This is a genomic window from Peterkaempfera bronchialis, from assembly GCF_003258605.2.
In the GTDB taxonomy this organism is placed as follows: Bacteria; Actinomycetota; Actinomycetes; order Streptomycetales; family Streptomycetaceae; genus Peterkaempfera; species Peterkaempfera bronchialis.
In genome coordinates, this window is record NZ_CP031264.1 from 5,035,906 (window position 1) to 5,050,449 (window position 14,544).

Annotated in this window: 9 protein-coding genes; 7 read left to right on the forward strand and 2 right to left on the reverse strand. The window is 73.2% G+C overall.

What is annotated here, in order from left to right:
* The first annotated feature begins 136 nt into the window (after positions 1 to 136).
* Together C7M71_RS22380 and hflX are read left to right on the forward strand one after the other, a co-directional pair.
* The gene (locus tag C7M71_RS22380) at positions 137 to 2,497 is read left to right on the forward strand and encodes a RelA/SpoT family protein (protein ID WP_114914502.1); all 2,361 of its coding nucleotides are present in this window, start codon (positions 137 to 139) and stop codon (positions 2,495 to 2,497) included.
* 71 nt (positions 2,498 to 2,568) lie between these two features.
* On the forward strand, positions 2,569 to 4,077 hold the full coding sequence (gene hflX / locus C7M71_RS22385; RefSeq protein WP_111494958.1) for a GTPase HflX: 1,509 nt from the start codon (positions 2,569 to 2,571) through the stop codon (positions 4,075 to 4,077).
* Positions 4,078 to 4,155: 78 nt separating this feature from the next.
* Here hflX and C7M71_RS22390 read toward each other — a convergent pair whose 3' ends face one another.
* A complete protein-coding gene (locus tag C7M71_RS22390; protein WP_111494956.1) occupies positions 4,156 to 5,418 on the reverse strand; it encodes a trypsin-like serine peptidase in 1,263 nt (420 codons plus the stop codon).
* 366 nt (positions 5,419 to 5,784) lie between these two features.
* Between C7M71_RS22390 and C7M71_RS22395 the strand changes: the two genes are divergently transcribed.
* From C7M71_RS22395 to C7M71_RS22410, 4 genes are all read left to right on the forward strand, one after another.
* Entirely contained in the window at positions 5,785 to 7,689 is a 1,905-nt protein-coding gene (locus C7M71_RS22395) for an IucA/IucC family protein (RefSeq protein ID WP_114914503.1), read from the forward strand.
* Entirely contained in the window at positions 7,686 to 8,351 is a 666-nt protein-coding gene (locus C7M71_RS22400) for a GNAT family N-acetyltransferase (protein ID WP_175607724.1), read from the forward strand. The genes C7M71_RS22395 and C7M71_RS22400 overlap by 4 nt, the downstream gene beginning before the upstream one ends.
* Positions 8,352 to 8,690: 339 nt before the next feature.
* Positions 8,691 to 10,460, forward strand: coding sequence for an IucA/IucC family protein (locus C7M71_RS22405; protein ID WP_111492122.1), 1,770 nt, complete (start codon positions 8,691 to 8,693; stop codon positions 10,458 to 10,460).
* A 12-nt stretch (positions 10,461 to 10,472) separates the two neighbouring features.
* The gene (locus C7M71_RS22410) at positions 10,473 to 12,587 is read left to right on the forward strand and encodes an ATP-dependent DNA helicase (protein ID WP_111492115.1); all 2,115 of its coding nucleotides are present in this window, start codon (positions 10,473 to 10,475) and stop codon (positions 12,585 to 12,587) included.
* A gap of 85 nt (positions 12,588 to 12,672) precedes the next feature.
* Here C7M71_RS22410 and lexA read toward each other — a convergent pair whose 3' ends face one another.
* Positions 12,673 to 13,512: a transcriptional repressor LexA gene (gene lexA / locus C7M71_RS22415; RefSeq protein WP_111492116.1), complete on the reverse strand. Its 840-nt coding sequence runs from the start codon at positions 13,510 to 13,512 to the stop codon at positions 12,673 to 12,675.
* Positions 13,513 to 14,018: 506 nt separating this feature from the next.
* Here lexA and nrdR point away from each other — a divergent pair.
* A complete protein-coding gene (gene nrdR / locus C7M71_RS22420) occupies positions 14,019 to 14,516 on the forward strand; it encodes a transcriptional regulator NrdR (RefSeq protein ID WP_111492117.1) in 498 nt (165 codons plus the stop codon).
* The last annotated feature ends 28 nt before the right edge of the window (positions 14,517 to 14,544 follow it).

Sequence of the window (14,544 nt, forward strand, 5' to 3'; positions counted from 1 at the left end):
GCGCGGATCGTTGAATCCCCCCGTTCGGGTGATCCTGCTGACGCTCCGGAGGTGAGCCCTCGCCGGTCGTGGTGGTCTCGGTAGCATGGACCACCGGGGTCGGTACTCGCTCCGGTGCTCGTTGCCGGAGGTGCCCATGACCATCCACGCCGGTGATCCGTCGGCCCAAGCGCCCGCCCCGACGGCCCCCCAGCAGCCGGAGTACGCCGCCGCGCGACCGGCCCGCAGACTCGGACGCACGGCCCTGGGCAGAGCGGGGCGAGCCGCCCTGCTGGCCACCGGCCGCCCCCTGGTCCCCGATGCCATCGAACCCATCGTGCGGGCCCACCGCACCCACCACCCGCGCGCCGACCTGGCGTTGCTCGGCCGCGCCTACCAGAGCGCAGAGGCGGGCCACCGGGGCCAGATGCGCAAGAGCGGCGAACCCTTCATCACCCACCCGCTGGCGGTGACGATGATCCTCGCCCAACTGGGCGCGGAGACCACCACCCTGGTCGCCTCCCTCCTCCATGACACCGTGGAGGACACCGAGATGACGCTGGATCAGGTCCGCGCCGAGTTCGGCGAGGAGGTCGCCTACCTGGTCGACGGCGTCACCAAGCTGGCCAAGGTCGACTTCGGCGCGGCGGCGGAGGCCGAGACCTTCCGCAAGATGCTGGTCGCCACCGGCGACGACGTCCGGGTGATGGTGATCAAGCTCGCCGACCGGCTGCACAATATGCGGACTATCCGTCATATGAAGCCCGCCAGCCAGGTACGGATCGCCAAGGTCACCCGGGACGTGCTGATCCCACTCGCCGAGCGGCTCGGCATCCAGGTGGTGAAGACCGAGCTGGAGGACATCGTCTTCGCCACCCTGCACCCCGAGGAGTACGGGCGCACCAGCGTCCTGGTGGCCGCCGGGGAGACCGCCACCGGGCCGCTCGCGGAGTTCTCCGGACGGCTGCGCCGCCAGCTCGCCGAAGCCGGGGTCGCCGCCGAGGTCACCGTCCGGCCCCGGCACTGCGTCTCGGCCCACCGGGTCCTGCTCAAGCGGCTCGCCGCGCCCGGCCCCGACGGCCGCCCGCAGCGGCTGCGCCCCACCGACCTGGGCCGGGTGCTGGTCGTGGTGGAGGAGAACGCCGACTGCTATGCGGCCCTCGGCGAGCTGCACACCTGCTGGACGCCGCTGCCCGGCGAGTTCAAGGACTTTGTGGCCGCCCCCAAGTTCAACCTCTACCAGTCGCTGCACACGGCGGTGGCCGACGAGCGGGGCGATGTGGTGGAGGTGCTGGTACGCACCCGGACGATGCACCGGGTCGCCGAGTTCGGCGTGGTGGCGCTGGGCAGCCCGCGCCAGCCGGAGACCCCCGACCCCGGCCGCGACGAGCTGGACCGCACCGACCCGGCCCGCCCCGGCTGGCTCACCCGGCTGCTGGACTGGCAGCGGGACACCCCCGACCCCGATGCCTTCTGGTCCACGCTGACCGCCGACCTCTCCGACGACCGGGAGATCACCGCCGTCACCGAGGAGGGCGCCACCCTCACCCTGCGGGCCGGGGCCACCTGCGTCGATGCGGCCTATGCGCTGGGCGAGCAGGTCGGCCACCGCTGTATCGGCGCCCGGGTCAACGGGCGGCTGGCCGCGCTCTCCACCCAGCTCTCCGACGGCGATGTGGTCGGCGTCCTCACCGAGCCGGGGCCGGGCGAGCCGTCCGGCCCCTCGCCGGAGTGGCTTCGCCATGTCCGTACGCCGCGCGCCCGGCTGGCCATCGAGCACTGGCTCGCCCGCCACCCGCCGGCCGCCCGGGCAGCTACCGCCGCCGCCCCGGCGGCCGTGCCCGGGGCACCCCGGCCGGCCGGGCCGCCGCCCTCCGCCGGGATCGCCGGGATCGCCGGGACCGCCGGGACCGCCGGAGCCCCAGGGGAGGCGGCGGGGCCGGTGGAGGTCCGCGACCACCCGGACGTCCCGGTGCGGCTGGCCCGCTGCTGCACCCCGGTACCGCCGGACCGGGTCACCGGCTTCGCCGTCAGCGGCGGCGCCGTCACCGTGCACCGCCGGGACTGCCCCACCGCCCAGCAGATGCGGGCCGCCGGGCGGTCGCCGGTGGAGGTCGGCTGGACCGCCGGGCCCAGCCGCCGGGGCTACCGGGTCACCCTGCTGGCGGACGCCCTCAACCGCCCCCGCCTGCTCGCCGACCTCACCGCCGCCATCGCCGCCGAGGGCGTGGGTATCGTCTCGGCCGCCGTGGAGCCCCCGCAGGAGCTGCGGGTCCGCCACACCTACACGGTGGAGCTGACCGACCCGGGCGCGCTGCCGTCGCTGATGCGGGCGGTGCTGCGGGTCTCCGGGGTGTACGACGTCTACCGGCCGGGGCCCGGGCCGGGGGCCGCCCGCCGCCGGGCGGGCCGCCCGGCGGGGTCCGTAAATGGGGATGACCCTGCGGCATCGGCCGTGCGACCATCATCGGGAATCCGCAGCCGGTCTGCGGCGTTCACCGTAAGTACCGAGGGATAGTCCGGACGCGATACCGGGCATGATCCCGCTGTCAGACCCGTTTCGGGCCCGTTCCAGACCCTAAGGACACGATGACCTCCACGTTCGACAACCGCGACCACTCCACCGGGCGCGCGGCGCACCGCCCGGAGGACCTCCGGGCGGCAGCCCTCATGGACGAGGACCTCGCGGTGATCGACGAGGACCTCGACCACTACGACGGCGACCAGTACGACCGCAGCGACCGCGCCGCCCTGCGCCGCGTCGCCGGCCTCTCCACCGAGCTGGAGGACGTCACCGAGGTCGAGTACCGCCAGCTCCGCCTGGAGCGGGTGGTACTGGTCGGCGTATGGACCGACGGGACGGCCGAGGAGGCCGAGACCTCCCTCGCCGAGCTCGCCGCCCTCGCCGAGACGGCCGGGTCCCAGGTGCTGGACGGGGTGATCCAGCGCCGCGAGCGCCCCGACCCGGCGACCTACATCGGCTCCGGCAAGGCCAAGGAGCTGCGCGACATCGTCGCCTCGCAGGGCGCCGACACCGTCGTCTGCGACGGCGAACTCACCCCGGGCCAGCTGATCCACCTTGAGGACGTGGTGAAGGTCAAGGTCGTCGACCGGACGGCCCTGATCCTGGACATCTTCGCCCAGCACGCCAAGTCCCGGGAGGGCAAGGCCCAGGTCTCGCTCGCCCAGATGCAGTACATGCTGCCGAGGCTGCGCGGCTGGGGCCAGTCGCTCTCCCGGCAGATGGGCGGCGGCGGCTCCAGCTCCTCGGGCGGCGGCATGGCCACCCGTGGTCCCGGTGAGACCAAGATCGAGACCGACCGGCGGCGCATCCGCGAGAAGATGGCCAAGCTCCGCCGCGAGATCGCCGACATGAAGAAGGGCCGCGACACCAAGCGCCAGGAGCGCAAGCGCCACCAGGTGCCGTCCGTGGCCATCGCCGGGTACACCAACGCCGGCAAGTCCTCGCTGCTCAACCGGCTCACCGGGGCGGGCGTCCTGGTGGAGAACGCGCTGTTCGCCACCCTGGACCCGACCGTGCGCCGCGCGGTCACCCCGGGCGGCCGCGTCTACACCATCGCCGACACGGTGGGCTTCGTCCGGCATCTGCCGCACCACCTGGTCGAGGCGTTCCGCTCCACCATGGAGGAGGTCGGCGAGGCCGACCTCATCCTGCATGTGGTGGACGGCGCGCACCCCGACCCGGAGTCGCAGCTCGCCGCCGTCCGCGAGGTGGTCACCGAGGTCGGGGCGCAGAAGGTGCCGGAGATCGTGGTGATCAACAAGGCGGACGCCGCCGATCCGCTGGTGCTGCAGCGGCTGCTGCGCCGCGAGTCGCGCGCCATCGTGGTCTCGGCCCGTACCGGCGAGGGCATCGAGGAGCTGCTGCGGCTGGTGGAGGAGGAGCTGCCGAGGCCGTCCGTCGAGGTGGAGGCGCTGGTGCCGTACACCCGGGGCGACCTGGTCTCCCGGGTGCACGCCGAGGGCGAGCTCAGCGCCACCGAGCACACCGCCGACGGCACCCTGCTGCGGGCCAAGGTCTCTGCGGAGCTGGCGGCCGAGCTGGAGCGCTACGCGGTGGCCGGCGCCCGCCACTGAGTACGCACAAGGGCCGGGTCGCGATCGAACTGCTCGATCGCGACCCGGCCCTTGTGCGTTGCTACCGCTGACGGCCGGTCAGCCGCCCTTGCGGGAGAGGTAGTCGAACATCTTCTGCGCCACATCCCCCAGGTACGGGCCGGAGAGCGTGGTGTGGTCGAGCGTGCCGATGGAGTTCTCGCTGACCAGCGCGGTGGTGCCGTCCGACCGCCTGACGAACCAGCCGCCGCCGGACGAACCGCCCGTCATGGTGCAGCCGATGGAGAGCATCGGCGGGCGCGAGGTGTCGTACGAGAGCCGCACCGGGGCGATGGGGCTGTTGCAGTGGTAGAGCTCCTGGCCGTCGAACGGCGCCACGGCCGGGTAGCCCCATGCGGCGACCGGCGCCAACTGGTCGCGCGGCGCATTGAACCAGACCGGCACCGAGCCGCCGACCGTCTCCTCCAGAGAGCGCCCGCCGCCGCTCGGGTTGCGCACCTTGAGCACGGCGAAGTCGTACTGGCTGGCCTTGTCGCCGGTCTCGCCGCCCTCGGCCGTCCACTGCGGCGAGGAGATGATGTCGTCGGCCCACCACTGCCCGAGCGGGGCGAGGGCCTTGTCGGTGGACTGCTGATGCCCGCTGCCCGCGCCGGAGCTGTTGTACGCCGGCACGAACATGATGGACTTGAACCAGTCCTTGCCCTTGCCGCCGTGCACGCAGTGGCCCGCCGTCCACACCAGGTTGCTCCTGCCCGGGTGCTGCGGGTCGCTCACCACGGTGCCGGAGCAGACAGCGGCCTCCGTCGGGGAGGTCTGCATAAAGATCTTCCCGACCTTGCCGTCATAGGGGCGGGGGAGCGCGGTCGCCTTGATCGGTGCGGGCTCCGGGTCGGTGCCGCCGTCCCCGCTGCCGCTGCCGTCCCCGCTGTCGTCGCCCCCGCCGCTGTCGCCCCCGCCGGTGTCGCTCGGCGGCGCCTGGTCCTTGGGCTTGGCCGCCTTCATCTTGTCCGCGTTCCAGAGATCCTTGATCACCGGGTTGTTGAAGACATGGTCCGCGGCCCAGCTGTCCCAGTCGTCGAAGGTCCAGTCCTTCAGCTGGTCCCAACTGGTGGGCAGACCTTCGAGCAGACCGCTGGGGAGCGCACTGGCGAGTTCACTCGGCAGACCGGACGGCAGACCGCCGCCGTCGCCCGGAGTGACCTGGGCGGTGCCCCGGCCACCCGCATCCGACGAACCGTCGCTGGCGCAGGCGGTGACGGACAGCAGGGTCACGCCCGCCAGCGCGGCGGCGGCGAAAGCGGTCCGGGTGCCGGTGGTGCGGGTCGTGCGGCGACGCAGGACTCCCCGGCGTATGGGTGACATGAGCTCAGTTCCCCCAGAGGTCAGGACACGGCTCAGGCCGTGGTCGGGCGGGCACTACTGTCCCATTGCGGCAGATGACGGCGGACATCGGCCCCCCGGTTGCGTACGCTGACGAAGCGTCACCGCGCTGTGACAACCGCCCCTCTGCTCCGGATACGCGCTCTTGAATACGTACCGTCCGGCGAGGATGGTTCAGTGGTTCACCCGCATGAGTGAACTCCCTTGTCCGGATCACTACTTCGGGTGCCGGTGCGGTTGCCTGGCGCCGCCTAAGTAAGGTAAGCCTTACCCGCCACTTCGCCGAGGTGGCGGAGGCGTCCGGGCAGCGCCGCTGCCGCCCCACGCCGCCGGAACCGTGCCACCCAGCTGGAGGCGCCCGTGAACCCCGCCCTCGCCGGCCCGAGCCCCACCGTCCCGGCCCAGCAGACCGGCTTGGGTACAACCCTCGACTCCGATCCCCTGCTCCACCCCGATCCGGCGGCCGCCGCCGACCATGCCGCCCTGGAGAACCTGCTGCGCTGCTGGGTACGGGAGACCGGGGTCGCCGCGCCCGGCGACGGGGTGCTGCGCATCCCGGTCGCCGCCGGATCGGCCCGCCTCGCCGCGCCCGTCCGGCACTGGTCGGCGACCGGCTGGCACCGCTTCGGACCGGTCGTCCTGGCAGCGGAGACCGCGGCGGCGCAGGGCGGCGCAGCCCAGGGCGGCGCCACCGGGTCTCCCGTGGATGCGGTCACCGCAGCGGCCCTGCTGACCCGCGAGGCCGGTACGGCTGCCGCCGCCGACATCGCGGACCTCGCCGGGCGCGTCGCCGACTCGGTACGCCTCACCACCGAGTTCCTCGCCCACCGCCGCCGCCACCCGCGACCGGCCGCCGGGGCCGCAGCCCCGCTGCCCTTCCTCGACGGCGAGCAGGCGCTGCTGCTCGGCCACCCGATGCACCCCACCCCCAAGAGCCGCGAGGGCATCCGTGGTGCCGAGGCCGCCGCCTACTCCCCGGAGCTGCGCGGCTCCTTCCGCCTGCACTGGTTTGCCGCCGACCGCGCCCTGACGGCCGCCGACTCCGCCCTCGGGACGACGGCGCCCGAGATCACCGAGGAGCTGCTCGGCGGGGCCGTGGCCCTCCCCCCGGACACCGTCGCCCTGCCGCTGCATCCCTGGCAGGCCCGCGAACTGCTGAACCGCCCTGCCGTCCGCGCCCTCTTCGAGCAGGGGCGGCTGCACGACCTCGGCCCCCATGGGGACGCCTGGCACCCCACCTCCTCGGTGCGCACCGTCTGCCGACCTGGCACTCCCTGGATGCTCAAGCTCTCCCTCGGGCTGCGCATCACCAACTCCCGCCGGGAGAACCTGCGCAAGGAGCTGCACCGGGGGGTGGAGGTCCACCGCCTGCTGGAGAGCGGCCTCGCGGCCGAATGGCACGCCCACCACCCGCACTTCGACATCGTCCGCGACCCGGCATGGCTGGGCGTCGACCTCCCGGGTCTGGCGCCCGGTACCGCCGGCGGCCTGGACACCGTCATCCGGGCCCAGCCCTTCGGCCCCGCCGACCGGGCACTCTGCGTCGCCGGACTGGTCGCGGAGCGGCCCCTGCCCGACCCCGCAGAACCCGACCGGGCCGCCGTCCCCTCCCACCTCGCCGACCTGCTGCACGGCCTCGCCCGCCGCACCGGCCGCCCGCTGCCCGCCGTCGCCGTCGAGTGGTTTCTGCGCTACCTGGACGCCGTGGTGCTGCCCGTACTCTGGCTCGACGGCCGGGCCGGTGTCGCCCTGGAGGCCCACCAGCAGAACACCCTGGTCCTGCTCGACCAGGACGGCTGGCCGGTCGGCGGACGCTACCGCGACAACCAGGGCTACTACTTCCGCGACTCCCGGGCGGCTGCCCTGGACGCCCGACTGCCCGGCATCGGCGCGCTGAGCGACACCTTTGTGGAGGACCGGGTCGCCGACGAGCGCTTCGCCTACTACCTGGCCATCAATCACCTCCTCGGTCTGATCGGCGCGTTCGGCTCCCAGCGGCTGGCCGACGAGCAGCTGATGCTCGCCGCGCTGCGGCGCTTCCTGGCCGCCGACCGCACCGTCGCCACCGGGTCCGGCCTGCCCGCGCGGCTGCTCGACTCCCCGACCCTTCGCTGCAAGGCCAACCTGCTCACCCGCCTCCACGGCATGGACGAACTGGTCGGGCCGGTGGAGACCCAGTCCGTCTATGTCACCGTCCCCAACCCGGTGGCGGCTACCGGCCACTCCGCCCCCGCCGCAGGCGGTGCCGCGTGACCACTCCGCACCCCGGGGCCGCCCAGCCTGGGGCGGCCCCTGCCGAGACGGCGCGGCCCGAGGCTGCCGCCGGGCCCGAGGGTGGGCCCGCCGAGCTGCTGGACGGCCCCGACCGCTGGGGCGTCATAGCCACCGCCGCCGGGGCGTTCCGGCTCCGCCCGGTGCGCCTCCCGGCGGACCTTCCGCTGCTCACGGCCTGGATGAACGATCCGGCGGTGGCCGCCTTCTGGGAGCTCGACGGCCCGCCGGAGACCACCGAACGCCATCTCCGTCCCCAACTCACCGGTGACGGACGCAGCGTCCCCTGCGTCGGCACCCTCGGGGGCCGCCCCATGAGCTACTGGGAGATCTACCGGGCCGACCTCGACCCGCTGGCCCTGCACTATCCGGCCCGCCCGTATGACATCGGCATCCACCTCCTTCTCGGCCCGGCCGAGAGCCGCGGCAGAGGACTGGGCGCCGTCCTGCTGCGCGCCCTCACCGACCGCATCCTCCGGACCAGGCCCGACTGCACCCGCGTGGTCGCCGAGCCGGACGTCCGCAACGCCGCCTCCGTGGCCGCCTTCCGCCGGGCCGGCTTCCACCACGCGGCCGACCTCGACCTCCCGGACAAACGCGCCGCCCTGATGATCCGCGACCGCGACCGGCCCGCCCCGCGCTGACCCGCCCCCTCCTGCCGCCCCGCCTCCTGCCCGGCGCCCGGACGCTCCCATCCCGGACACTCCCAGCCCTGTCACCCGCAGCCCCGGCACCCCAGCCCCGGCACCCCAGCCCGGTCACCGATGCCCGGACACTCCGACCCCGGACACTCCCATCCCGGATACTCCCGGCCCGGACACCGACGCCGACGCCGACGCCCGGACCACCCGCCCCTGCCCACCCGGTCCCGTACCCCAGGAGCCCCCCGTGCAGCAGTCCCCTGCCCATGAAGCCCCCTGCACCTCCCCCCTCAGCTCACCCCCGGCCGCTGGCAGCAGGCGTGCCGGGGACTGCTGGCCAAGATGATCGCCGAGTTCAGCTACGAAGAGCTGTTCACCCCGCAGCCCCTCACCCCCGACGCCCCCGACACCGACGCCCAGCCCTACCGCCTCGCCCTCCCCGGCGGCGACTACCGCTTCCACGCCCGGCGTACCGCGTACGGCAGCTGGCAGATCGACCCGGCCACCGTCACCGCCCCCGATGGCGACCCGGACCCCCTGCGGCTGCTCCGGGTCGCCCGCCACCCGCTCGGCCTGTCCGGCGACACCACCGGCCACCTGGTACGCGAGCTGACCGCCACCCTGATGGCCGACGCCCACCATGCCGCGACCGCCCTCACCGCCGCCCAACTCGCCGACCTCGACCACGCAGACCTGGAAGGCCGGCAGACCGGCCACCCCTGGATCGTCCCCAGCAAGGGCCGCCTCGGCTTCTCCGCCACCGACACCGCCCGCTGGGCCCCCGAATCCCGCACCCCCCGGCGACTTCCCTGGATCGCCGTCCACACCCGCCTCGCCGACTACCGAGGCACCGCCGACCTCGACACCCCCCAGCGGCTCTACGACCTCGAACTCGACCCGGACACCCGCCACACATTCCAGCAGACGCTACTGACACACGGCGCCGACCCCGCCGACTACCTGCTGCTACCCGTCCACCCCTGGCAGTGGGACGAGACCGTCGTCCCCCTCTTCGCACCCTCGATCGCCGCCGGGGACATCATCCCCCTCCCCACCGACAACGACCTGCGGCTGCCCCAGCAGTCCATCCGTACCTTCCTCAACGCCAGCCACCCCGACCGGCACCACGTCAAACTGCCGCTCTCCATCCTCAACACCCTGGTCTGGCGCGGACTGCCCACCGAACGCACCCTCGCCGCCCCCGCCGTGACCGCCTGGGTGCACGCGCTGCGCGACCAGGACCCCTTCCTCCGCGACGAGTGCCGGGTCGTGCTGCTCGGTGAGGTCGCCTCCGTCACCGTGGAGCACCCGGTCTACGGCGCCCTGCCCGAGGCCCCGTACCAGTACAAGGAACTGCTCGGCGCGATCTGGCGGGAGCCGCTGAGCCGGTACCTCGCCCCGGGGGAGCGCGCCCGCACCCTCGCCGCGCTGATCCAGACCGGCTCCGACGGCCGCCCGCTCACCGCCGAACTGGTCGCCCGCTCCGGGCTCGCCCCGCGCGACTGGCTGCGCCGCCTGCTCTCCGCGATGCTGCCGCCGCTGCTGCACTTCCTCTACCGCTACGGCACCGTCTTCTCCCCGCACGGCGAGAACGCCATCGTGGTCTTCGACGACCGGGACATCCCGGTGCGGCTGGCGGTCAAGGACTTCGTCGACGACGTCAACATCAGCGACCAGCCGCTCCCCGAACTGGCGGACATACCCGCCGAGGTCTCGGCCGTACTGCTGCGCGAACGCCCGGACTTCCTCTGCCAGTTCATCCACTCGGGCCTCTTCGTCGGCGTCTACCGCTATCTGGCGCCGCTGCTGGAGGACCACCTCGGCCTACCCGAGCAGGAGTTCTGGGGCCTGGTCCGCCAGGAGATCACCGCCTACCAGCGGCGCTTCCCGGAGCTGGCCGACCGGTTCGCCCTCTTCGACCTGCTCACCCCGCGCATCGAGCGGCTCTGCCTGAACCGCAACCGGCTGCTGCTGGACGGCTACCGCGACCGCCCGCAGCGCCCGCACGCCGCCGTGCAGGGCACCGTCCCCAACCCGCTGCACCGCCCGGCGTCCGTACCGGCGCCCGCGCGCTCCGGTGAGGACCGCTCGACTGTCGGTGGCGCCCCGTAGGCTGGTCGCGCCATGACGAACGACTCCCCTCCCCAGTCAGCGGGGCCCGACGCAGCGGGCGAGACAGCCGCCCACGCCGTGCCGGATGCCGACCGCGCCCGTATCCGGGAACTCCTCCACGCCGCCGTCACCGCCGTCGGCGGCGTGGAGCGGCCCGGTCAGGTCCGGATGGCCGAGGCCGTCGCCGACGCGGTGGCCACCGGCGAGCATCTGCTGGTCCAGGCCGGTACCGGCACCGGCAAGTCCCTCGCCTACCTGGTGCCCGCCCTCGCCCACGGCGACCGGGTCGTCGTGGCCACCGCCACCCTGGCCCTCCAGCGCCAGCTGGTCGAGCGCGACCTGCCGCGCACCGTGGAGGCGCTGCACCCGGTGCTGCGGCGCAGACCGCTCTTCGCGATGCTCAAGGGGCGGTCCAACTACCTCTGCCTGCACCGGGCCAACGAGGGTGCGCCCAGCGACGAGGGCGAGGGCCTCTTCGACCCGGCGGAGGCGCTGGGCGGCCCCAGCAGCAAGCTGGGCAAGGACATCCTGCGGCTGCGCGACTGGGCCGGTGAGACCGACACCGGCGACCGGGACGACCTCACCCCGGGCGTCTCCGACAAGGCGTGGGCGCAGCTGTCGGTGACCTCCAAGGAGTGCCTGGGCGCCTCCCGCTGCCCCTATGGCCAGGACTGCTTCGCCGAGGCGGCCCGAGAGCGGGCCAAGCTGGCCGATGTGGTGGTCACCAACCACGCGCTGCTGGCCATCGACTCCATCGAGGGCGCCCCGGTCCTCCCCGAGCATGAGCTGCTGATCGTGGACGAGGCCCATGAGCTGGTCTCCCGGGTCACCGGGGTGGCCACTGCGGAGCTCACCGCGACGGCGGTCAACCGCACGGTCAAGCGGGCCGCCAAGCTCGCCAATGAGAAGGCCGTGGACGCCCTCCAGGCCGCCGCCGAGAACTACCACGGCCTGATGGAGATCGCCCAGCCGGGCCGGGTCGAGGAGCTCCCGGAGAACCTCGCCTACGCGGTCGCGGCGATCCGGGAGTCCTGCCGGGCCGTGATCACCTCGCTGGGCGAGGTGCGCGACAAGGGCGTCTCGGACGAGGACGCGGTGCGCAAGCAGGCCCTGGCGTCCGCCGAGTCCCTGCATGACACCGCCGACCGGCTGCTGGAGGAGTCGCCGTACGACGTGGTCTGGATCGAGCGCAGCGACCGCTTCGGCATGGGCGCCGCCTCGCTGCGGGTCGCCCCGCTCACCGTCTCCGGGCTGCTGCGGGAGAAGCTCTACGGCGAGCGGTCGGTGGTGCTGACCTCGGCCACCCTCAAGCTGGGCGGCGACTTCGGCGGGGTGGCGGCGTCGGTCGGCCTGCCGCCGGAGGGTCGGCTGCCGGATGAGCGGGCGGCGGACGAGCCGGAGCGCGAGCGGGGTGAGGACGCCCCGCCGGTCTGGCGCGGGCTGGACGTCGGCTCCCCGTTCTCCTATCCCAAGCAGGGCATCCTCTATGTCGCCCGGCATCTGCCGCCGCCGGGCCGGGAGCCGGACCGCCCGCAGATGCTGGACGAGCTGGCGGAACTGATCGGTGCGGCCGGCGGCCGTACGCTGGGCCTCTTCTCCTCCATGCGGGCCGCCCAGGCGGCGGCGGAGGCGCTGCGGGAGCGGCTGGAGAACACCATCCTGCTCCAGGGGGAGGACACCCTGGGCGAGCTGATCCGGGCCTTTGCCTCGGATGCCGAGACCTGCCTCTTCGGCACCCTCTCGCTCTGGCAGGGGGTGGATGTGCCCGGTTCGGCGTGCCAGCTGGTGGTGATGGACCGCATTCCCTTCCCGCGCCCGGACGACCCGCTGATGAGCGCCCGGCAGAAGGCGGTCGAGGAGGGCGGCGGCAATGGCTTCATGGCGGTGGCGGCGACCCATGCGGCGCTGCTGATGGCGCAGGGCGCCGGGCGGCTGGTGCGGGCGGCCGACGACCGGGGTGTGGTCGCCGTTCTGGACCCGAGGCTGGCGACGGCGCGGTACGGGGGATTCTTCCGCTCCTCGATGCCGGATTTCTGGTACACCACGGATCGGAATCAGGTGCGCCGTTCCCTTGCGGCCATCAATGCCTCCGCGCCCGCTCCCCGGCCGGTGGCCAAGCGCAAATAGCCCGGGTCGCAAAGCGGCGGAGCCGCCGGCCCTGCTCCGGAAGGAGCGGGCCTGCGGCTCCGCGGGTGCGCCGAGCGCCGCGCGCTCAGATGCGGCGCAGCACCGCGACCACCTTGCCGAGAATGGTGGCATTGTCGCCGGGAATGGGCTCATATGAGGCGTTGTGCGGCATCAGCCAGATATGGCCGTCCTCCCGCTTGAGCCGCTTCACGGTGGCCTCGCCGTCGATCATGGCGGCGACGATGTCGCCGTTCTCCGCGACCGGCTGGCGGCGCACGGTCACCCAGTCGCCGTCGCAGATGGCCGCCTCGATCATCGAGTCGCCGCTGACCTTGAGCGCGAACAGCTCGCCGTCGCCGACCAGCTGACGGGGCAGCGGGAAGACGTCCTCCACCGTCTGCTCGGCCAGGATGGGGCCGCCTGCGGCGATCCGGCCGACCAGCGGCACATAGGAGGTCGAGGGCCGACCGGCGGTGTCCGCGGTATTCGGCCGGGCGACCTCGACGCCGCGCACCTCATAGGCGCGGGGCCGGTGCGGGTCGCGGCGCAGGAATCCCTTGCGCTCCAGCGCCATCAGCTGGTGGGCGACGGAGGAGGTGCTGGAGAGGCCGACCGCCTGGCCGATCTCCCGCATGCTCGGCGGGTATCCCCGGCGCTGCACCGAATCCCGGATCACCTCGATCACCCGGCGCTGACGGTCGGTGAGCCCCGATTCGTCGGTGCGGATTCCGGGAGGTCGGCCGGGAAGCGACCGGGTCGGCATGTCGTGGCCGCCGTGCAGCGCCGCGTCCTGTGTCGCCGCATGTTCGACGGGCTGGTCGGGAACGAGCGCCGGGCCGGCGATCCGGCGCTCTTCCGGGCTCTGCTCCAGGGATTTCTGGGAGCGTTCCTGCACCGGGACGGTGCTGCTTTCTGCGGTGGTCACGGCGGCCCCTCTCGACGGAAGTTCTCTTCCTAATAGGCCAACGGTAGTTCCTATCGAAAGGTTGCGCCAAACACACGTTCGAGTGAATTTCCCGCGAGTCGGCTGACTTGATCAAGGTCTTGGGTGTATTGCCGAGCAAGTGTTCGACTCCCGAGTAGTCTAGTCGCCATCCCCGAACGCGGCAGCCCTCTGCCGCGACCGGTTCCGAGCCGCCGTCCGAGTGACCCTTTCGTGACGCTTCGCGGGTGCTCCGGAGGGTCCGCTTCCGCTCCTCGGCGCTGACCAGCGCCGATTGCGCGGGGTGAGCCGAGGGCTACCGACACGCCGCCGAACGGCTTGCACCGGACCCCACATCTTGTGGCTAGAGTGATGCCCGCAGCCCACAGGTTGTGGTCCCCCCGGGATCCGGCCGGCTGGGCGTCGCCTACACTTGTCGCTGCTCCCGGAGCCGTTCTCGCGCCCTCCGGGATCCCGGTGATGCCCGCTGACGAAGGAGGGAGCCTTCCATGCACTGCCCCTTCTGCCGGCACTCCGACAGCCGTGTGGTCGACAGCCGCACCACCGATGACGGCACCGCCATCCGGCGGCGCCGCCAGTGCCCCGACTGCAACCGGCGCTTCACCACCGTGGAGACCGCCACCCTGATGGTGATCAAGCGCAGCGGCGTCACCGAGCCGTTCAGCCGCGACAAGGTCATCTCCGGGGTGCGCAAGGCGTGCCAGGGCCGCCCCGTCACCGAGGACGCCCTGGCGCTGCTCGGACAGCGGGTCGAGGAGTGCGTGCGCTCCAGCGGCAGCGCCGAGCTGTCCACCCACGACGTGGGACTGGCCATACTCGGCCCGCTGCAGGAGCTGGACGTCGTCGCCTACCTGAGGTTCGCCTCGGTGTACCGGGCGTACGACTCCCTTGAGGACTTCGAGGCCGCCATCGCCGAGTTGCGCGCCGAGCGGCCTCCCGTGGCGGAGGAGGGCACCGCTGTGCCCGCCCCCGCCCCCGCGCCCTGACAGCGGGGCGCCCCGGCCCCGCGCGGGC

What these genes read in the sequence shown, in the direction of transcription:
- C7M71_RS22410 (WP_111492115.1), top strand. Translation starts at nt 10,473, where the DNA reads ATGACGAACGACTCCCCTCCCCAGTCAGCGGGGCCCGACGCAGCGGGC.
- nrdR (WP_111492117.1), top strand. Translation starts at nt 14,019, where the DNA reads ATGCACTGCCCCTTCTGCCGGCACTCCGACAGCCGTGTGGTCGACAGC.
- hflX (WP_111494958.1), top strand. Translation starts at nt 2,569, where the DNA reads ATGACCTCCACGTTCGACAACCGCGACCACTCCACCGGGCGCGCGGCG.
- C7M71_RS22380 (WP_114914502.1), top strand. Translation starts at nt 137, where the DNA reads ATGACCATCCACGCCGGTGATCCGTCGGCCCAAGCGCCCGCCCCGACG.
- C7M71_RS22405 (WP_111492122.1), top strand. Translation starts at nt 8,691, where the DNA reads ATGATCGCCGAGTTCAGCTACGAAGAGCTGTTCACCCCGCAGCCCCTC.
- C7M71_RS22390 (WP_111494956.1), bottom strand. Translation starts at nt 5,418, where the DNA reads ATGTCACCCATACGCCGGGGAGTCCTGCGTCGCCGCACGACCCGCACC.